The following is an 18,205-nucleotide window of genomic DNA, read 5'->3' as shown; positions in this document are numbered from 1 at the left end:
GGCCTGCATTGCAAGCAAAAGGGGTAAGAAATGGGTATTTGCAACCAGAGAACCGTCGTCATCACCGGTGCAGGCGGTGGCCTGGGCCGCGCCTATGCGCTGGCCTTCGCGCAGGAAGGTGCAAATGTGGTGATCAACGACATCCGCGCCGAAGCCGCCCAGGCCGTGGCCGACGAGGTCAAGGCCGCGGGCGGCCGGGCGCTGGCCAATACCGGCGACATCACCACCGTGGCGGGCGCCCAGTCCATCCTGGAGGCCACGCTGGCCGAGTTCGGCGATGTGCAGGTCATCGTCAACAACGCCGGCGTGCTGCGCGACCGCATGTTCCTGTCCCTGTCCGAGGAGGACTGGGACATGGTGATGCGCGTGCACCTGCGCGGCCACTTCTGCATGGCCAAGGTGTTCGGCGGCTACTGGCGCGACCAGAAGAAGGCCGGCAAGCCCGTGGATGCGCGCATCATCAACACCAGCTCGGGCGCTGGCCTGCAGGGCTCGATAGGCCAGAGCAACTACGCGGCGGCCAAGGCCGGCATCGCGGGCCTGACCCTGGTGCAGGCGGCCGAGCTGGCGCGCTACGGCATCACGGCCAACTGCCTGGCTCCGGCGGCGCGCACCTCCATGACCGAAGGCGCCATGCCCGATATGGTCAAGAAGCCCGAGTCGGGCTTCGATGTCTGGGACCCGATGAACGTGGCCTCCATCGTCGTCTGGCTGGGCAGCAGCCAGTCCGCGCATGTGACGGGGCGCTGCTTCGAAGCCAAGGGCGGCGAGCTGTCCGTGGCCGACGGCTGGTTCACCGGCAAGATCAATGACAAGCAGGCGCGCTGGGAGCCCGCCGAACTGGGCGGCGTGGTCGATCGCCTGATCGCCGAAGGCAAGGCGCCGCAAAAGGTCTACGGAACTTGATGAAAACCGCCGGGTCACGGTGCCCGGCTTTTCCCATTCGATGAAGAACTCAGGACGCGAGCCATCATGGATTTAAGTCTGAACGAAGAACAAAAAATGATCGCCGAAAGCGCGGCGGTGTTTCTGCAGGAAAAAAGCACGACGGCCCAGGTGCGCAAGGCGGCCGAAGCAGGCGGCATGGACCGCGGGCTGTGGCAGGAGGCCGTGGAGCTGGGCTGGTGCGGCGTGGCCCTGCCCGAGGCCGCGGGCGGCATGGGACTGGGCTGGCGCGAGCTGGTGCTGCTGCAGGAGCGCATGGGCTACCACCTGGCCTGCATCCCGTTTTTCGATGCGGTCGTGGCGGTGACGCCGCTGTGGCGGGCGCTGAGCCGGACCGAGGCCGGCCTGGCCGTGGCCCTGCGCCTGGCCCAGTCCGGCCAGGTCTGCGTGCTGGGCATGACGGTGGGTGGCGAGCTGCCTGCAGCCGCGACCGTGCAGGTCGAAGGCGATGCGCTGGTGCTCAACGGCCAGTGGCGCCAGGTCGGCTCGGGCGCGCATGCCGATGTGTTCCTGCTGCCCGCGACCCTGCCTTGCGGCGCGCTGGGCCTGCTGGAGGTGTCGGCCAAGGCCGAAGGCCTGAGCGTTGAGGCTCTGGCCACGGTGGATGGCACGCGCAGCAGCGCCCATGTCACGGCGGTGAATGTGAATCTGGATGCCGCAGCGGTGCTGCTGCATGGTGAGGCTCTGGACCGGCTCTGGACCCAGACCCGCAATCTGGCCGCCATAGGCCTGGCCGCCGAGCAGGTGGGCGTGGCCGAGCGCGCTCTCGATCTGGCCGTGGACTACACCAAGGAACGTCAGCAGTTCGGCAAGGCCGTGGGCAGTTTCCAGGGCGTCAAGCACCGTGCGGCGCAGATGCTGGTCAGGGTTGAGACCGCACGCTCGGCGGTCTATGCAGCAGCTTTCATGGCTGATAGCGCAGATGAATCCACGGATCTGAGCTACTTTGCGGCCCAAGCACGCACGGATGCAACGGAAGCCGCTCTCTTTTGCACTAGCGAAAGCATTCAGCTGCATGGCGGCGTGGGCTTTACCTGGGAGTTCGACCCGCATCTGTTCTTCCGTCGCGCCCAGGCCAGCAGCCAGCGCCTGGGCGCCGTGGAGCAGTGGCGCGAGCAGGTGGCCGCGCGTTTGTTGGACGAGCAGCTTGCGGAGGCAGCATGAAGATGCAGGAATCGGAAATCAATGAAGCGTTTCGCGCCGAGGTGCGTGAATGGATGGGACGGCATCTGAGCGGCAGGTTCGCGCCGCTCAAGCATGCGAGCGGCCTGGGCGCCGAGGGCTATGACGCCCAGCTGGCCAAGGAATGGGAGCAGGAGCTGGCGCGGGGCGGCTGGACTGGCCTGGGCTGGGAGACGCAGTATGGCGGCCGCAATCTGCCGCTGGCCCAGCAGGTGATCTTCCACGAGGAGTATGTGCGCTGCGGCGGCCCGGGCCGTATCGGCCATATCGGCGAGACCCTGCTGGCGCCCACGCTCATGGCCTATGGCACGCCCGAGCAGAAGCAGCGTTTTCTGCCCGGGATTCTGGCCGGTACCGATTACTGGGCCCAGGGCTATTCCGAGCCCGGCGCGGGCTCGGACCTTGCAGGCATACGCACCAAGGCCAGCCGCGATGCGGTCACGGGCGAATGGGTGATCAACGGCCAGAAGGTCTGGACCTCCTGGGCCCATGAGTCCGAATGGATTTTCGTGCTGGCCCGCACCGACGAAGCCGGAGCTGCCGCCGGTGCCCGCCATGCGGGCATGGTGCTGCTGCTGGTGCCGATCAAGCAGGCCGGCGTGGAAGTGCGGCCGATCCGCCAGATCACCGGCACCTCGGAGTTCAACGAGGTCTTCTTCGACGGTGCGTGTACCGATGGCGCCCTGCACCTGGGCCCCGTGGGCGATGGCTGGAAGGTGGCCATGTATTTGCTGGGCTGCGAGCGCGGCGCTTCCACGCTGGGCCAGCAGGCGCATTTCCGCTACGAGCTGGATCTGATCATCGCCCTGGCCAGGCGCAACGGCGCGGCCCGCGACCCGCTGCTGCGCCAGCGCCTGGCCAAGGCCGATCTGGGCCTGCAGACCCTGCGCGCCCATGCGCTGCGCTCCTGCAGCGAGGACACGCCGCTGCGCGTGGCCTCGGTCTCCAAGTACGCCTGGTCCAACTGGCACCGCGATCTGGGCGAGCTGGCCATGGACGTGCTGGGCGAGCAGGGCGAGCTGGCCCTGGACGACCCCGCGCTGCGCCCGCTGCAGCAGCTGTGGCTGGTCAGCCGTGCGGACACGATTTACGCGGGCACCAACGAGATCCAGATGAACCTCATGGCCGAGCGCGCCCTGGGCATGCCGCGCTGATCATGTGAGCGGGCACTCTTTCTAAGTGCCTTGAAAGGCTGCGAATCGCGGGCCGTGTCCGGCCCGCCTCGCAGCCTTTGGTGCTGGTGAATGTCGGGCAAACGACATTAGGGAATGACCTATCGTCCAAAGTGACGATGTTGCAGCGCAGCGCGAAGCAGATGATGGACTCAATCATCTCCATCTATTCCAAATGACAAGCGTTCCCTCCTACGTCGCCCCCCACGGCCTGCTCAAGGGCAAGACCGTTCTCGTTACCGCCGCCGCGGGTGCCGGCATCGGCTTCTCCGCCGCCAAGCGCGCCGCCGAAGAAGGCTGCAAGGCCTTGTTCATCTCGGACGTGCACGAGCGCCGCCTGGCCGAGGCCGTGGAGCAGATCAAGCAGGACACGGGCCTGAGCCAGGTCTTCGGCAAGCTCTGCGACGTGAGCCAGGAAGAGCAGGTCCAGGGCCTGATCGCCGAGGCCGACCGGGCCCTGGGCGGCATCGACGTGCTGATCAACAACGCGGGCCTGGGCACCAGCTGCAAGGTCGTCGACATGAGCGACGAAGAGTGGAGCAAGGTCATAGACATCACGCTGACCGGCACTTTCCGCATGACGCGCGCGGCGCTCAAAGTCATGCAGCCGCGCGGCCGGGGCGTGATCGTCAACAACGCCTCGGTGCTGGGCTGGCGCGCCCAGGTCGAGCAGGCCCACTACGCGGCGGCCAAGGCCGGCGTGATGGCCTTCACGCGCTGCTCGGCGCTGGAGGCGGCCGAGCACGGCATACGCATCAACGCCGTGGCGCCCTCGATTGCCATCCATGCCTTCCTCAAGAAGTCGGCTTCCGAAGAGCTGCTGGCCAAGCTGTCCGAGAAGGAAGCCTTCGGCCGCGGTGCCGAGCCCTGGGAAGTCGCGAACGTGATGATCTTCCTGGCCAGCGATTACTCGTCCTATATGACGGGCGAAGTGGTGTCCGTGAGCTCGCAAAGGGCCTAAGCCATGAGCGCAGTTGAGGAAAAAGTACTGTTCGACTCGGCCGCCGCCGTGCTGGCCTCGGTGGGCCGTCCGCTGGGCGAGACCGAGTGGATGCAGATCAGCCAGCAGCGCATCGACCAGTTTGCCGATGCCACGGGCGATCACCAGTGGATTCATGTCGACCCCGAAAAAGCCAAGAACGGCCCGTTCGGCGCCTGCGTGGCCCATGGATATCTGACGCTGTCGCTGGCCAATCTGTTCCTGCCCCAGCTCGTGGCCTACGAGGGCCTGAAGATGGGAGTGAACTACGGCTGCGAAAAAGTGCGTTTTCCCGCGCCGGTGCTGGTGGACTCCTGGGTGCGCGGCAGCGGCGAGGTGGTGGCCGCCAGCGCCATCGGCGAAGCCGGGGTGCAGGTCACGATCCGCATCACCGTGCAGGTCAGGGGTCAGGACAAACCCGGGTGCGTGGTCGAAACCATCAGCAGGTTATTTTTTTAGGGAAAAATCGAGTGTGTGCAAACGCTCGCTTATGTGCGCGTTTGCATTTTTTGTGAGAAGAGGGACGAGCGGCCGACAGAGCTGCCGACCTCGAAAGGGCAGGCCAAACTGCCCAAGGCGCGACGAAAGCAAGTTAGGAGACAAATCATGAAAGACGCAGTCATCGTTTCGACGGCTCGTACCCCCATCGGCAAGGCATATCGCGGCGCCTTCAATGACACGGAGGCCCCGGTGCTGGGCGGCCATGTCATCCGCGCTGCGCTGAACAAGGCGGATGTGGCCGGCGCAGATGTGGGCGACGTCATTCTGGGCATTGCGGCGCAGCAGGGCACCCAGGGCTACAACCTGGGCCGTCTGTGTGCCTATACCGCAGGCCTGCCCAATTCCGTGGGCGGCATGGTGATAGACCGCATGTGCGCCTCGGGCCTGATGAGCATTGCCACGGCCGCCAAGAGCGTCATGACCGGCGAGCTGGACATCGCCGTGGCCGGCGGCCTGGAGTCCATCTCCCTGGTGCAGAACAAGTACAAGAACTCCTACCGCGCCCAGTCCAAGGCCGTGCTGGCGGCCGAGCCCACGGCCTATATCCAGATGATAGAGACGGCCGAGCTGGTCAGCCAGCGCTACGGCATCAGCCGCGAAGCCCAGGACGAGTACTCGCTGCGCAGCCAGCAGCGCGTGGCCGCCGCCCAGGCCAAGGGCCTGTTCGACGACGAGATCGTGCCGCTGACCACCGTCAAGCAGCTGTTCGACAAGGAAGGCAATGCCTGCGGCAGCGAGGAGGTGACGCTGACCCGCGACGAAGGCAATCGCGCCGACACCACGCTGGAGAGCCTGGCCAAGCTCAAGCCCGTCTGGAAGAACGGCCAGTGGGTGGCCGAAGGCCAGTTCATCACGGCCGGCAATGCCTCCCAGCTGTCCGACGGCGCCAGCGCCTGCGTGGTGATGAGCGCCGATGAGGCGCGTGCCCGCGGCCTCGCGCCCCTGGGCACCTATCGCGGCGTGGCCGTGGCCGGCTGTCGCGCCGATGAAATGGGAATCGGCCCGGTCTACGCTATCCCCAAGCTGCTCAAGCAGCAGGGCCTGACGGTGGGCGACATCGGCCTGTGGGAAATCAACGAGGCCTTCGCCTGCCAGGTGATCTACAGCCGCGACCAGCTGGGCATTCCCGACGAGCGCCTGAACGTCAACGGCGGCGCTATCTCCATAGGCCACCCGTTCGGCATGTCGGGCGCGCGTCTCGTGGGCCATGCGCTGCTCGAAGGCCGTCGCCGTGGCGTGCGCTTTGTGGTGGTGAGCATGTGCATCGGCGGCGGCATGGGTGCTGCCGGCCTGTTCGAGCTGAACTGATCTGGCCTAAGCCATTTTCAACTCAGGAGTTGAACATGATGGACAGCGCTTTCGCCAAGATGGGCTTTTCCACGTACACGCCGCGCTCCATGGCCTGCGTGCTCAAGGACGTGCCCATATTCGACAGCCCGGCGCCTGTGCGAGCCGCCGATGTGCCGCTCGTCTCCGCCGAGCAGTTCAGCCACCTCATAGGCCTGCTGTATGAGGCAGCGATGAACCCCGAGGGCTGGAAGCCGTTTCTCGAGGCTCTGCGCCAGCAGCTGGGCGGCAACTTCGCCTCGCTGATCGTGCGTCCCGGCAGTGCCGACGATGTGGGCCTGATCGTGTCTGCGGCGGGGGACAGAAGGGAGCTGATTCCTCATACGCCCCAGATCAGCATGAGCCCGTTTCGCGGCATGCCCACGGACCGCATAGTCACCGTGGGCGACGTGATGCCTGAGTCCGAGTGGCGTGCTTCGAACTACTACAACGACTGGTGCAAGCAGCAGCAGGTGTTTCATGTGATGGCCGCCGACATCGCGACCAAGGACACCTGCGTCTACGGTCTGCGCGTCACGCGGCCCGAGACGGCGCCGGCCTTCACCAAGCAGGAGCGCGCGTTCGGCAGCATGCTGCTGCCGCACATCAAATGTGCGTTGAACCTGCATCTGTCGGTCAACCAGGACCGCCAGGTCATCTCGCTGTACAGCAAGGCCACGGCTCAGCTGATGGTGGGGGTGGTGGTGCTGGACCAGAACGGCCAGGTGCTGGAATGCAATCCCGCGGCCACGAGCATTCTGGACCTGCAGGATGGGCTGAAGATCTCCGGCGGCATGCTGGAGGCCAATTACGCCAACGACAACCGCAAGCTGCAGCGCCTGATCAAGGACGCCCTGGTCCACACCCAGGTCTCGCGCCTGTCCATGACCGAGGGCATGTCGGTCAGCCGCCAGTCGGGCCAGCTCAACTGGGGTGTGGTGGTGCAAAGCATCTCGCCCGACGAGTGGACCGAGGGCAAGCAGCGCCCCAGCGTGGCCGTGTTTGTGCGCGACACCGGCGGCAAGGCCGATCCTCCCGTGAAGCTGGCACAGCAGCTGTTCCAGCTGACGCCGGCCGAGACCTCCTTGGCCATTCAACTGGCCAACGGCCTGTCGCTGGAGGAGGCTGCCGAGGCGCTCAACATCCGCCGCAACACGGCGCGGGCCCATCTGCGCTCCATCTTCTCCAAGACCGGAGTGCGCCGCCAGACGGAGCTGGTGCGCATCTTCCTCAACAGCGTGGCCTGGCTGGGCAATAAATAAGCTGTTGCGGGTATCGGAAAACGGGCTGCGGCCCGTTTTTCATGGGTGAAGCCTCAAAAGTAGGAGCGGCTGGCGCTTGGCATACCTTGAGATTTGGCTGAAATCCATGAGTTTCCCATTGCCGGAGAGTGCTGGCAGCTTTTGATCTGATAGCAGAGCCGAAAGACCGTCGAGCTCCAGGCCGGAGTGAGGGCGCAGCCAACCCGGGCCAGGCCCTCACGGCTTCGATTCCGGACATCAGCATCCCATAACGCATCAATGGAGGCAGGCCATGGAGGAGGTTTTCGACTACATCGTCATAGGCGCGGGCTCGGCCGGCGGCACGCTGGCCGCTAGGCTGAGCGAGAGCGCAGAGCACAGGGTCTTGCTGCTCGAAGGCGGCGCCAGCCACAAGGACTTGCTGGTCAGCATGCCCTCGGGCTGGGGCCAGATGATCAACAGCCCCAGATACTCATGGGGCCACGAGACCGAGCCCGAACCCTATGCGGCCAACCGCCGCATCAGCCTGCCGCGGGGCAAGCGGCTGGGGGGCTCGTCGTCCATCAACGGCATGATTTACGTGCGCGGCGACAGGGCCGACTTCGACAGCTGGGCCGCTCTGGGCGCCAAGGGCTGGAGCTATGAGGAGCTGCTGCCTTATTTCGTTCGCACCGAGGACCAGCAGTGCGGCGAAGAGGAGTTCGCCAAGCCCTGGCACGGCCGCGGCGGGCCGCTGACGGCCAACAATCTGCCGCAGCCGCACCCGGTGTCGCTGGCCATGGTGCAGGCCGCGATTCAGGCGGGCATGCCTGCCTGCAAGGACTTCAACAACGGCCACCCCGACGGTGCCGGGCTGTTTCAGGTCAACCTCAAGCATGGCCGGCGCTCGTCGGTGGCCAGCAACGCCATCGAGCCTGCGATGCGGCGCAGCAATCTGCAAGAGCGCATGCAGGTGCTGGTCACGCGCATAGGGCTGGAAGGACGGCGCGCCACCAGCGTGCACTGGAAGGACGGGGCCGGAGGCCGCCATAGCGCCAGCGCAAGAAAGGAAATCCTGCTGTGCGCGGGCGCGCTGCAGTCGCCGCAGCTGCTGATGCTCTCGGGTATAGGCCCGGCCGCGCATCTGCGCGAGATGGGTATCGATGTGAACGTGGATCTGCGCGGCGTGGGCGCCAATCTGCAGGACCATGCGATCGTGCCCATGTCCTGGCGCATGAGGCCCGGCACGCCCAGCCTCAACCGATCGCTGCGCGGCCTGGGCATTGGCGCCTCGCTGCTCAGGTATCTGTTGACCAGGCGGGGGGCCATGGCCATGCCGGCCTCCGAGTTTGCGGCGTGGTTCAGCAGCGATTCCAGCCTGCCCTATAACGACATCCAGATTCACGGCCTGCCCGTGAGCGGCGATATCGAAGGCTATATGCAAAGCGGCAAGAACTACCGCACCGAAGCCTTTCCCGGCATGACCATGGCGCCTTACCAAGTGCGGCCCTTTTCGCGCGGCGAACTCAGGCTCAGGAGCGGCGCGCCCGAGGAGCTGGCCAGCGTCCGCATGAACTTTCTGCATGACGAGCGCGACCGCAAGGCCTTGCTCCATGGCGTGCGCATGGCCAGCAGGATTGCCATGCAGCCCGCGCTGGCGGGGCTGGTGGAGGCCCAGACCCGCCCGGTGCCGCGGCTGCAAAGCGATGACGAGCTGCTGGACTGGATCTCCATGTATATGGGCTCGGGGCATCACGCCAGCGGCAGCTGCCGCATGGGGGACGCTGCGGACGTCATGACCGTGGTCACTCCCGATCTCAAGGTCAGGGGCGTGGCGGGGTTGCGCGTGGCCGATGCCTCGGTCATGCCGCATCTGGTCTCGGGCAACACCAATGCGGCTTCGGTCGTGATCGGCGACAAGGCCGCCGATCTGGTGCTGGGCCTGCCGCCGCCCGCACCCATGCAGTGGAATGGGGCCGGCAGCGGCGCATCGGCGCTGCGCACGGCCGCAGCTGCCATGGCTTGAGCAGCGCAGGCAACTGCCCCGCATCGATCTCCTGCCCATCGTGACTGGGCGCAGAAGCCTGCTGCCGGACTGTTGATGCCCGCTACCTCCGTCGCGGGCCATGGATCAGGGTCTGTACTACGTTCAAGCGGACGATGAGCGAAATCGCGCGCGCAGCGACCATGGCGGTGCCCGGGGGACAGGCGGCTGGCCGTGCAAGATGCGGTGGGGGCGGGCCCAGCGCCGTTTCGCGGGCAAAGTCGGCCAAGGTTTTTGGCAAGGCATAAGGAGGTGCCGGCGCTTGCCGGGCACTACAACCCAGGTGGGCATACCCTGCTCGTCGCGCCTGACGACGGGATTTCAAGGAGGCTTCGGCCTCCTTTCTTTTTTGAGCCTTCCGGGCGGCTTGCGTTGCTGCCGCCGAGTCCCGGCAACCGGGCCGGCGCTCGGCCGCCGCGGTGCAATCGTCCGTTGGGACGATGTGATTTCGGCTCTTCCCCACCACGATGTTCCAGGCGTTCTTCATGGACTAAGGCCGGGCTCCCCGTGCTCTGCGCGGCCGGAGCTGCCGGCTGGCACGGCGGCAAGGGCAGTGAGCGGCACAACAGGCGTAGAGCAATGACAGAGAAAAATCATCCCAACCCATCGAGAGTCTATGTGCTGGCACTGCTGACGGCCCTGTCGGCGATGACCTTCATGGACCGGCAGATACTGTCGGTGCTGCTTCAGCCCATCAAGCAGGAGTTCGGCTTCTCGGATCTGCAGATAGGCCTGATCACGGGCCTGGGGTTTGCGCTGGCCTTTGGCGCCCTGGGGATTCCCATGGGGCGCCTGGCCGACAAGCATGAGCGCCGCAGCCTGATCGCCTGGTGCCGTGGCATAGGCGGCTGCATTGCCTCGGCGGGAGCCCTGGCTTCTGGAGCCGGGGGCCTGACCGCTTCGCGCGCGGGAGCAGCGCTGGGCGATGCGGGGGGCGGCGCGGCCTCCATGTCCATATTGGCCGACCTCTACGCGCCCAGCGAACGCTCGCGCGCCATGAGCGTGTTTGGCGTGGGCGGCGCCATAGGCGCCTTGCTGGCACTGCTGCTGGGGCCGCTGCTGGCAGAGCTATGGGGTTGGCGCGCGGCCATGGCCGTCATAGGCCTGGCGATCATGCTGCTGTCCCTGGTCCTGCGGCTGACGGTGGCGGAGCCTATGCGCGCGCTCAGCCATGCCGCGGCACCCGATGCGGCCGCAGGGCAGCGCCAATCTGCCGTGCTGATGATATGGAATGAGCCCGTAACCCGGTTTCTGATTGCGGGTGCTGCTTGTGCTTTGATAGCGGGTCTGTCCATAGGGGCCTGGAATGTGGCCCTGCTGGCGCGGCGCTTCGAGCTGAGCCTGAAGCAGGCTGGCGCCATCTCGGCCGCGGCCGCTTTTCTCTCGGTGTCGGGCAGCCTGTTCTCGGGCTGGCTCACCGATCGCCTGGCGCGGCGCGACGTGCGCTGGCAGATCCGCATTCCCGTGATCGGCGTGGGCCTGGCCCTGGTGTTCGGTCTAGCTTATCTGCTGGTGGGAGACGAACTGTTCGTCGTCAGCGTCGCCTGCCTGCTGGTGTATTCCTTCTTCACGGCCTGGTGGGCGCCGGCGACCTATGCGGCCCTGAGCCTGGTGGTGCCCGCCCAGCGCCGCGCGACGGCCAGCGCCATGGTGCTGATGGCCGGCGCCCTGCTGGGCAACGGCGTGGGGCCCATCGTGGCGGGCTGGCTCAGCGATATGCTCAATGCCGTCACCCAGGGCCAGGGCCTGCGCTATGCCATGGTGGCGATGATGTGCATGCTGTTGCCGGGACTGTGGGCGTTTTCACGCGCGCTGCTCCATTACCCCGGGGCTTACCGCCAGGCGCATGCGCTCGCCGTGCCCGCGGCTTGAGGTCGGACGATGAGCGAGTCTGAAGCTGATGCCGCGGTGTGGAAGCTGATCTATCTGGCGCGGCGCAATCCCGCGCTGCGGCCCGAGGATTTTCCCCAGGCCTGGCGCGAGCACTCCGCACTCGGCCGCCAATGCCTGAACGTGGGCCGGCGCGTCGTCGCCGTGGCCCAATGCTCGCGATGGCTGCAGGCCTGTGCTCCGGCGCTGAGCCGCGAGCATGACGGCGTGAATCTCATGGTGCTGGCCGACCGGGACGCGGGCGCGGCCATCTGGAGCGACCCCGAGACCCTGGCCGTCATGCGCCCCGACGAGCCGCGCGTGTTTGCCGACTATGTGCGCAATTTCTCCATGCTGTGCCGCCAGCGGCTGCTGCGCAGCCGCCTGCCCGCGGCGGCGCTGCCGCAAAAAGGCGATGTGGTCTTGCTGGGTTTTTTGCAGCGCAGCGATGCCTGGCTGGGCGTGGCCAGCGCTCCCCAGGCCTGCCCCGCACAGTGGCAGCAAGGCGCCCTGGACCTGGCCGCGCGCATAGTCTGCAATACCGTGGAGGAAGAGGCGCCCAAAGGCCATGGCTATCGCTATATCGTCGAGTGGTGGTTCGACGGCCGCGAGCAGGCCCTGGCCGCCGCTCAGGCTCTGGGCGAGGCCGATGCCGGCGGCGCGTACGGCTGGGGCGACAGCGTCTTCATGCTGACCGAGGTCACGCACTGCAGGCCCTGAGCCCGTCTTGCGCCGGGTCCGGCCAGATGAAAAAGGCCCATGGCGAACCATGGGCCTTTTGCCGGGATCAAGTGCGGTCAGCGCTTCAGGCGGTTGCGGCCTCTTCGCTTTCCTGGGTGTAGGCCACCATGCCCTTGGGCACATACATGCCCTCGCACTGGTCCAGGTACTCGGCCGTCTTGGTGCGGGGGTTGTAGAACTGCTTGTACCAGATGCGGGCCTTGAGGAAGGCGCCGTCGCTGGGGATGAACAGCGGGTTCAGGCAGGGGGCTTTCTGCGACCAGACTTCGAAGTCCTGGGCAAAGGCCAGGCGGCTGGCTTCCTGGTACTGCTTGGCCGCGATCTCGTCGGCCTTGGTGGGCAGGCCGCCATGCGCGGTCTTGACCAGCAGGTTGTGCCAGACCTTGATCCTGCCGTCCTCGATGGGCGTATGCATGATCATCATGAAGGAGTTGAACATGCCGCTGACCTTGGAGACCAGGATGGCGGGGCCGTGGTACCAGGTATCGGTATGCAGATCGGCGCTGGCACCGCCTTCGCCGACCAGGGTGCGGTGGCCGCCGCACTGGCGCTGGATGGCATTGTGGCCCTTGAATTCGTTTTCGAAGCGCGCCACGGTGGAACCGTGAATGGGGCTCAGGTGGCCGTAGTCGGCAATGTTGTCCACCACTTCCATGGGATGCTGGTTCAGCTCGCCCAGATAGTCCCACTGTCCGTTGACATAGCTTGCGTCGTCCCAGTCGCCGAAAGTGGGTAGCTCGTAGTCGGGCTCGCCGCCCTCGGGGTCGAACCAGACCCAGACGGCGCCGTACTGCTCCACGACCTTCCAGCTCTTGACATTGGCCGCCGCGGGGATGGGGCCGTCGTGATAGGGGATGTCGTTGCACTTGCCGTCGGCGCCGAAGCGCCAGCCGTGATAGGGGCAGCGGATGCCGTCGCCTTCCACATTGCTGCCGCCGCCATCGATCACCACATAGCTGGTCGCGTTGGGCGCCGCAAGATGGGTCTTCATATGGGGGCAGTAGGCGTCCAGCAGCACGACCTTGCCGCTTTCCCGGCCTCGGTACAGGGCAAAGTCCTGACCGAAGAAGCGCACGGCCACGGGCTTGTGGGTGTCGAGCGCCTTGGCTTCGGAAATCATGAACCAGCCGCGCGGGTAGGTGAATTCACCGAGGCGATAGTCCTTCGTGGTTGCCATTGCAGCAGTCTCCGTATCTAGTTGTGGACGATCGATCTTCCGGCAGGGGGCAGCGCGCCGCATACTCTGTTTGGACGAGTGCCGGCGCGGGTTTGATCTGCCGCAAACCGCTCAGGGTTTATCCGGGTCGCGGCCGGGCCGGCGGCTAGGCCGGTGCGGCCACGCGCTCCTTGTACAGCGGCTGCAGATCGATCATGGCGTAGGCCTTGGAAAGCGGCAGCGCATCCTGCTCGGTGCCCAGCCAGAACAGGGCCGCCGCAATTTCCTCGGGCGTGGAGGCGCCGTAGCGCTGGGCCAGCACGCCGTCGTCGCCCAGGGTGGCCTTGACGGCCTCGGTGCTCACCACGCCGGGGTTGACGCTGAAAGCGCGTATGCCCTGCTGCCTGTATTCGGTGTTGATGCAGCCGGCCAGGCGCGCGATCGCGGCCTTCGAGGCGCCGTAGGCAAAGCCCCAGCCACCCTGGTCGGCCGGCACTGGCGGGTTGTACTGGCCCGCGGCCGAGCACACATTGATGATGCGGCCTCCGCCCTGGCTCGCCATCTGCGGCAGCAGGCGCTGGGACAGATGGAAGGGGGCGATCACATTGCCGAGCATGGAGCGCTCCAGCGCCGCCACGCTGAGATCGGGAATCAGGTGGTTGACCTCGCGGTTCTGGTAGACGGCGTTGTTGATCAGCAGATCGACGCGGCCGAAGCGCTGCAGCACCGCGTCGGCTGCGCGGTCCAGGCTGGCCAGGTCCATCAGGTCCATGACCTGGGCAAACACCTCGCCGCCCGCGGCTTCAATCGCCCGGGCGGTGGACTCCAGGCTGCCGGCCAGCAACTGGCCGCTGGGCAGGCGCAGCTGGTTGTCTAGCTGTGCGCCTTCGGTCAGGGTGCGGGCCGTGATGGCCACGCGCCAGCCCTGGCGGGCAAAGAAAATGGCCGTGGCGGCGCCTATGCCGCGGCTGGCACCGGTGATGAGTACAACGGGTCGGGTCATGGAGGGTTCTCCGGATTCTGGTGGGGCTCAGGCGGGCTGCAGCTGCTGCAGGCGTTGCTGGTAGGGCTTGATAGCCAGGGCAAAGAAGATCACGGTCACGATGAGCAGCGAGGTCACGCTCATCAGCGCCCAGCGCAGGCCGTCCGCGCCATGGCTTTGGGAAAAATAGTCGGAAAGCATGCCCGTGACCAGCGGCCCCATGCCCACGCCCAGCAGCGTCATGAAGAGATTGAGCAGGGCCGCGGACACGCTGCGCTCGCTGGATTGCACCATCTGGCTGACGGCGCTATAGGACAGGGTGGCAAACCAGCTGCCGAAGAAGCCGAAGATCAGCGCAAACGCCATGGCATAGGGCACCTTGATGCTGCCCAGCATCCAGAAATCCGATACCGGCCAGAAGAACACCGCCACGCCCGCGGGCACGGCGCAGAAAGTGCCGATGGCGGCCAGTCCCAGCTGCCAGCGGGTGTCGCGCTGGGTGAGCCGGTCCGACAGCCAGCCGCAGAACACGGCGCCGAACACGGCGCCCAGGCCGCTGGCCAGACCGAAGACCAGGCCCGCGTGCGAGATGCTCATGCCGTGAATGCGCATGAAGAAGCTGGGCGCCCAGACGCTGTAGCCGTAGCCGGCAATGCCGGCCACGCCGCAGCCCAGGCAGATCTGGCGCAGCGGTTTCATGGCCAGCAGGCGCCAGACTTGGCGCAGCATGGATTCGCGCGCTGCCGGCCTGGCCGGCACGGCCGCGGCCTGTTCATAGGCACCACGCAGCGGCTCTTTGACGACCAGGTAGACGATGAGCGCCAGAACCACGCCCGGAATGCCGAAGGCCAGAAACACGGCGCGCCAGCCGTAGTACTGGGCCACCATGCCGCCCAGCACCAGGCCCAGCAGTGTGCCCAGATTGGGGCCCATCATGAACAGGCTGATCGCAAACGAGCGCATCTTGGGCGGGTACAGATCCGAGACTATGGAGATCGACGGCCCCATGCCGCCGGCCTCGCCCACCGCCACGCTCATGCGCGCGACAAACATCTGCCAGTACTGGGTGGCAATCCCGCAGGACATGGTGGCCAGGCTCCAGATGCCGCAGCACAGGGCCACGATGTTGCGGCGGTTGCGCGTGTCGGCCAGGCGGCCCACGGGAATGCCCAGGGCCGCATAGAGCAGGCCGAAGGCCAGGCCCGTGAGCAGGCCCATCTGCGTGTCCGAGGCGCCGAACTCGTGCTTGATGGGCTCGAGCAGTATGGACAGCACCTGGCGGTCTATGAAGGAGAAAATATAGACCAGCGCCAGCAAGGCAAGGCTGAGATGCGTGCGCCAGTTCACTCTGGGGGGCATGTGGGATGTATGCATGCGAGGCATCGTGCGTGGGCCCAAGGCTTGTGCCATCGTCTCTTTGGACGACGCCCGGACAATCCTCAGGTCCGAGCATCTAAGCCCTGCCACATCGGTTCTACAAGATTCATTCAGGAGACAAAATGACCCAGTCCAACCCTTCCTTAGGCATCCGCCAGCTGCTGGATCTGCAGAAGCAGGCTTTCATAGCGCAAGGCCCGGTAAGCGCCGAGCTGCGCGTGCAGCGCCTGCAGCAGGTGATCGACATGCTGGTCGAATGCAAGGACGCGCTGTGCGAGGCCATGGGTGAAGACTTCGGCGGACGCCCGGCCGTATTCTCGCTGGCCAACGACATTCTGGGCTCTCTGTCCTCGCTCAAGCATGCGCGCGATCACTTCAGGGACTGGATGGGCGACTCCGAGCGTCCCAGCGTCAAGCCCTTCGACATGTTCGGCGCTACGGCCTGGGTCAAGTATCAGCCCAAGGGCGTGATCGGCATCATAGGCACCTGGAATGCGCCGCTGTTCACGCTGCTGTCGCCGCTGGCCTGCGCGTTTGCGGCCGGCAACCGCGCGGTGCTCAAGACTTCGGAGATCGCGCCGCGCACGGCCCAGGTGCTGGCCGATGCCGTGGCCCGGCGTTTCGATCCCCAGGTTCTGGCCGTGGTCCAGGGCGGGCCCGAGGTGGCTGCGGAGTTCTCCGGGCAGCCCTGGGACCATCTGGTCTTCACGGGCTCCACCGCCGTGGGCAAGCTCATCATGGCCGCGGCCGCGAAGAACCTGGTGCCCGTGACGCTGGAGCTGGGCGGCAAGTCGCCGGTGCTGGTCGGCAACTCGGCCGATGTGGCCAATGCGGCGGAACGCATCGCCGTGGGTAAGGCGCTGAACTCCGGCCAGCTCTGCGTGGCTCCCGATGTGGTCTGGGTGCACGAGTCGCGGCTGCAGGCTCTGGCCGAGGCCATCGCCGCGCGCTACCGCGAGATGTACCCCACGGTGAGCGGCAATGCCGACATGACCCCGGTGGTGAATGAGCGCCACCATGCGCGCGTGAGCGCCTATGTGAATGACGCCAAGGCGCGTGGCGTCACCGTGGTGGAAGTCGGCTCGGCCGCTGCCGGCGTGGATCGCCGCCTGCCGCTGGCGCTGGTCATCGACCCGCCGCCGGAGGCCGAAATCTCCCGCCATGAAATCTTCGGCCCCGCCATGGTGCTGCGCAGCTTCCAGGACATTCGCGAGGCCGTGGCGGCCATCAACGAGGGCGAGCGCCCGCTGGCGCTGTACTACTTCGGCAGCGACGAGGCCGAGCAGAACTGGGTGCTGGACCATAGCCTGTCGGGTGGCGTGTCCATCAACGACGTGGTCATGCACCCGGCGCTGGAGGATGCGCCCTTCGGCGGCGTGGGCGCCTCGGGCATGGGTCACTACCACGGCCGCGAAGGCTTTCTGGAGTTCAGCCATGCGCGCTCGGTCTACAAGGCCGGCAACCACGATCCGCGCCGCGAGTGGGGCATGCTGCCGCCCTATAACGCGCAGTTCGAGCAGATGCTGGCCCAGGCCGTCACCCCCTGAGGCGCTGCGCGCCTCCCCGCGTGGCACGGCGCCCTTTCTTGCTTCGCGGGAGGGGGCGTCCGGGCAACCGGCGACAGCCTCGCTTGCGTCCATGGCTTGGACTGCACTTGAGCATGGGGCTTGTCCCATGGTCCGTTTGGCTGATGTTTTGAACGCGTTTCGTACAGAGTATGGCTGGGTCAGAACGCAACTAGAGGAAGAGACATGAACGAGATTTTTCGCCAGTTCTCGCTGGAGGGCCGGGTCGCCATCGTGACCGGAGCGGGCAAGGGCATAGGCCGCGCCTGCGCGATCACGCTGGCCAAAGCCGGGGCCGATGTGGCGCTGTTTGCGCGCACCCAGGCCGATCTGCAGACCGTGCAGGCCGAGATCGAGGGCCTGGGCCGCCGCGCCATCAGCATTTGCGGCGACGTGAACCGGGAGCAGGACCTGGAGCTTCTCATCGAGCGCACCGTGGCCGAGCTGGGCCAGATCAATCTGCTGGTCAACAATGTGGGTGGCGGCGGCCCCAACGACCCGAGCAAGGCCACGGGCAAGGCCGTGGGCGAGATGATCGCCTTCAACGTCGTGCCCGCCTATACCCTGATCCAGAAGGCCGCGGCCGCCATGGAGGCCGCGGGCGGCGGGGCTGTGGTGAATATCTCGTCCACCGCCGCACGCTATGCGCAGAAATATTTCAGCGCCTATGGCGCGGCCAAGGCCGCGCTGAACCAGATGACGCGCTGCCTGGCCCAGGACTTCGGCCCCCGGGTGCGCATCAACTCCATAGAGCCCGGCACCATCATGACCGATGCGCTGGCCCCGTTTCTCACGCCCGAGCGCAGGGAACGGATGGAGCGCACCACGCCCATGGCGCGCCTGGGCCAGCCCGAGGACATCGCGGCTGCCGCGCTGTTCCTGCTGAGCCCCGCGGCCGGCTGGGTGACGGGCAAGGTACTGGGCGTGGACGGCGGCGTGGAGGCGCCGAACTTCTGAGCTTGATTGCGCGAATCAAGCTGGACTGAGCATCACCATAGAAAAAGGGAGCCTTGGCTCCCTTTTTTGCTGTGGATCGTATGAGATGGGAATACTTGGCCTGAGGCGGGTATCGAATACGAAGGGACTTTCCTAGCCCAGCGCTGGTGCGCGAAGTTCAGCATGGATGCCCGGAAGTCCTATCGGATT

At 66.2% G+C, this 18,205-nt stretch carries 15 protein-coding genes; 12 read left to right on the top strand and 3 right to left on the bottom strand.

Annotated elements, in window-relative coordinates; translation table 11 throughout:
- The first annotated feature begins 30 nt into the window (after positions 1-30).
- The 10 genes from AB6724_RS20305 (at position 31) to AB6724_RS20260 (ending at position 11,958) form a co-directional block, all read left to right on the top strand.
- Positions 31-906: an SDR family oxidoreductase gene (locus AB6724_RS20305; RefSeq protein WP_369340358.1), complete on the top strand. Its 876-nt coding sequence runs from the start codon at positions 31-33 to the stop codon at positions 904-906.
- 96 nt (positions 907-1,002) lie between these two features.
- A complete protein-coding gene (locus tag AB6724_RS20300; RefSeq protein WP_369340357.1) occupies positions 1,003-2,109 on the top strand; it encodes an acyl-CoA dehydrogenase family protein in 1,107 nt (368 codons plus the stop codon).
- Complete coding sequence (locus AB6724_RS20295) at positions 2,106-3,281, top strand: acyl-CoA dehydrogenase family protein (RefSeq protein ID WP_369340356.1); 1,176 nt, start codon at positions 2,106-2,108, stop codon at positions 3,279-3,281. The genes AB6724_RS20300 and AB6724_RS20295 overlap by 4 nt, the downstream gene beginning before the upstream one ends.
- Positions 3,282-3,474: 193 nt before the next feature.
- Positions 3,475-4,260 (top strand): SDR family oxidoreductase, encoded by a 786-nt coding sequence (locus tag AB6724_RS20290; protein ID WP_369340355.1) that lies wholly within the window; start codon positions 3,475-3,477, stop codon positions 4,258-4,260.
- 3 nt (positions 4,261-4,263) lie between these two features.
- The gene (locus tag AB6724_RS20285) at positions 4,264-4,737 is read left to right on the top strand and encodes a MaoC family dehydratase (RefSeq protein WP_369340354.1); all 474 of its coding nucleotides are present in this window, start codon (positions 4,264-4,266) and stop codon (positions 4,735-4,737) included.
- Positions 4,738-4,884: 147 nt separating this feature from the next.
- Complete coding sequence (locus AB6724_RS20280) at positions 4,885-6,087, top strand: acetyl-CoA C-acyltransferase (protein WP_369340353.1); 1,203 nt, start codon at positions 4,885-4,887, stop codon at positions 6,085-6,087.
- A gap of 35 nt (positions 6,088-6,122) precedes the next feature.
- On the top strand, positions 6,123-7,367 hold the full coding sequence (locus tag AB6724_RS20275) for a LuxR C-terminal-related transcriptional regulator (RefSeq protein WP_369340352.1): 1,245 nt from the start codon (positions 6,123-6,125) through the stop codon (positions 7,365-7,367).
- Between the two features lie 271 nt (positions 7,368-7,638).
- Entirely contained in the window at positions 7,639-9,351 is a 1,713-nt protein-coding gene (locus AB6724_RS20270; protein ID WP_369340351.1) for a GMC family oxidoreductase, read from the top strand.
- A 597-nt stretch (positions 9,352-9,948) separates the two neighbouring features.
- Entirely contained in the window at positions 9,949-11,241 is a 1,293-nt protein-coding gene (locus AB6724_RS20265; RefSeq protein ID WP_369340350.1) for an MFS transporter, read from the top strand.
- A gap of 9 nt (positions 11,242-11,250) precedes the next feature.
- Positions 11,251-11,958 carry an EthD domain-containing protein gene (locus tag AB6724_RS20260; RefSeq protein ID WP_369340349.1) on the top strand — a complete coding sequence of 236 codons (708 nt, stop codon included), beginning with the start codon at positions 11,251-11,253 and terminating at the stop codon, positions 11,956-11,958.
- An 85-nt stretch (positions 11,959-12,043) separates the two neighbouring features.
- Here AB6724_RS20260 and AB6724_RS20255 read toward each other — a convergent pair whose 3' ends face one another.
- The 3 genes from AB6724_RS20255 to AB6724_RS20245 all read right to left on the bottom strand — a co-directional run bounded on the left by AB6724_RS20255 (position 12,044) and on the right by AB6724_RS20245 (position 15,491).
- Positions 12,044-13,156: an aromatic ring-hydroxylating dioxygenase subunit alpha gene (locus AB6724_RS20255; RefSeq protein ID WP_369340348.1), complete on the bottom strand. Its 1,113-nt coding sequence runs from the start codon at positions 13,154-13,156 to the stop codon at positions 12,044-12,046.
- Positions 13,157-13,301: 145 nt separating this feature from the next.
- Positions 13,302-14,138 carry an SDR family NAD(P)-dependent oxidoreductase gene (locus tag AB6724_RS20250; RefSeq protein ID WP_369340347.1) on the bottom strand — a complete coding sequence of 279 codons (837 nt, stop codon included), beginning with the start codon at positions 14,136-14,138 and terminating at the stop codon, positions 13,302-13,304.
- A 27-nt stretch (positions 14,139-14,165) separates the two neighbouring features.
- The gene (locus tag AB6724_RS20245) at positions 14,166-15,491 is read right to left on the bottom strand and encodes a spinster family MFS transporter (RefSeq protein ID WP_369340346.1); all 1,326 of its coding nucleotides are present in this window, start codon (positions 15,489-15,491) and stop codon (positions 14,166-14,168) included.
- A 125-nt stretch (positions 15,492-15,616) separates the two neighbouring features.
- On the opposite strand from AB6724_RS20245, the gene AB6724_RS20240 reads away from it, so the two are divergent.
- The gene (locus tag AB6724_RS20240; RefSeq protein WP_369340345.1) at positions 15,617-17,041 is read left to right on the top strand and encodes a coniferyl aldehyde dehydrogenase; all 1,425 of its coding nucleotides are present in this window, start codon (positions 15,617-15,619) and stop codon (positions 17,039-17,041) included.
- A 204-nt stretch (positions 17,042-17,245) separates the two neighbouring features.
- The gene (locus AB6724_RS20235; protein WP_369340344.1) at positions 17,246-18,016 is read left to right on the top strand and encodes a glucose 1-dehydrogenase; all 771 of its coding nucleotides are present in this window, start codon (positions 17,246-17,248) and stop codon (positions 18,014-18,016) included.
- The last annotated feature ends 189 nt before the right edge of the window (positions 18,017-18,205 follow it).

Source organism: Comamonas guangdongensis (genome assembly GCF_041079535.1).
Taxonomy (GTDB): Bacteria; Pseudomonadota; Gammaproteobacteria; order Burkholderiales; family Burkholderiaceae_C; genus Comamonas; species Comamonas guangdongensis.
This window is presented reverse-complemented; position numbering and strand designations above follow the sequence as displayed.

What these genes read in the sequence shown, in the direction of transcription:
- AB6724_RS20265 (WP_369340350.1), top strand. Translation starts at nt 9,949, where the DNA reads ATGACAGAGAAAAATCATCCCAACCCATCGAGAGTCTATGTGCTGGCA.
- AB6724_RS20290 (WP_369340355.1), top strand. Translation starts at nt 3,475, where the DNA reads ATGACAAGCGTTCCCTCCTACGTCGCCCCCCACGGCCTGCTCAAGGGC.
- AB6724_RS20260 (WP_369340349.1), top strand. Translation starts at nt 11,251, where the DNA reads ATGAGCGAGTCTGAAGCTGATGCCGCGGTGTGGAAGCTGATCTATCTG.
- AB6724_RS20305 (WP_369340358.1), top strand. Translation starts at nt 31, where the DNA reads ATGGGTATTTGCAACCAGAGAACCGTCGTCATCACCGGTGCAGGCGGT.
- AB6724_RS20280 (WP_369340353.1), top strand. Translation starts at nt 4,885, where the DNA reads ATGAAAGACGCAGTCATCGTTTCGACGGCTCGTACCCCCATCGGCAAG.
- AB6724_RS20240 (WP_369340345.1), top strand. Translation starts at nt 15,617, where the DNA reads ATGACCCAGTCCAACCCTTCCTTAGGCATCCGCCAGCTGCTGGATCTG.
- AB6724_RS20235 (WP_369340344.1), top strand. Translation starts at nt 17,246, where the DNA reads ATGAACGAGATTTTTCGCCAGTTCTCGCTGGAGGGCCGGGTCGCCATC.
- AB6724_RS20275 (WP_369340352.1), top strand. Translation starts at nt 6,123, where the DNA reads ATGATGGACAGCGCTTTCGCCAAGATGGGCTTTTCCACGTACACGCCG.
- AB6724_RS20295 (WP_369340356.1), top strand. Translation starts at nt 2,106, where the DNA reads ATGAAGATGCAGGAATCGGAAATCAATGAAGCGTTTCGCGCCGAGGTG.
- AB6724_RS20300 (WP_369340357.1), top strand. Translation starts at nt 1,003, where the DNA reads ATGATCGCCGAAAGCGCGGCGGTGTTTCTGCAGGAAAAAAGCACGACG.
- AB6724_RS20285 (WP_369340354.1), top strand. Translation starts at nt 4,264, where the DNA reads ATGAGCGCAGTTGAGGAAAAAGTACTGTTCGACTCGGCCGCCGCCGTG.
- AB6724_RS20245 (WP_369340346.1), bottom strand. Translation starts at nt 15,491, where the DNA reads ATGCATACATCCCACATGCCCCCCAGAGTGAACTGGCGCACGCATCTC.
- AB6724_RS20255 (WP_369340348.1), bottom strand. Translation starts at nt 13,156, where the DNA reads ATGGCAACCACGAAGGACTATCGCCTCGGTGAATTCACCTACCCGCGC.
- AB6724_RS20250 (WP_369340347.1), bottom strand. Translation starts at nt 14,138, where the DNA reads ATGACCCGACCCGTTGTACTCATCACCGGTGCCAGCCGCGGCATAGGC.
- AB6724_RS20270 (WP_369340351.1), top strand. Translation starts at nt 7,639, where the DNA reads ATGGAGGAGGTTTTCGACTACATCGTCATAGGCGCGGGCTCGGCCGGC.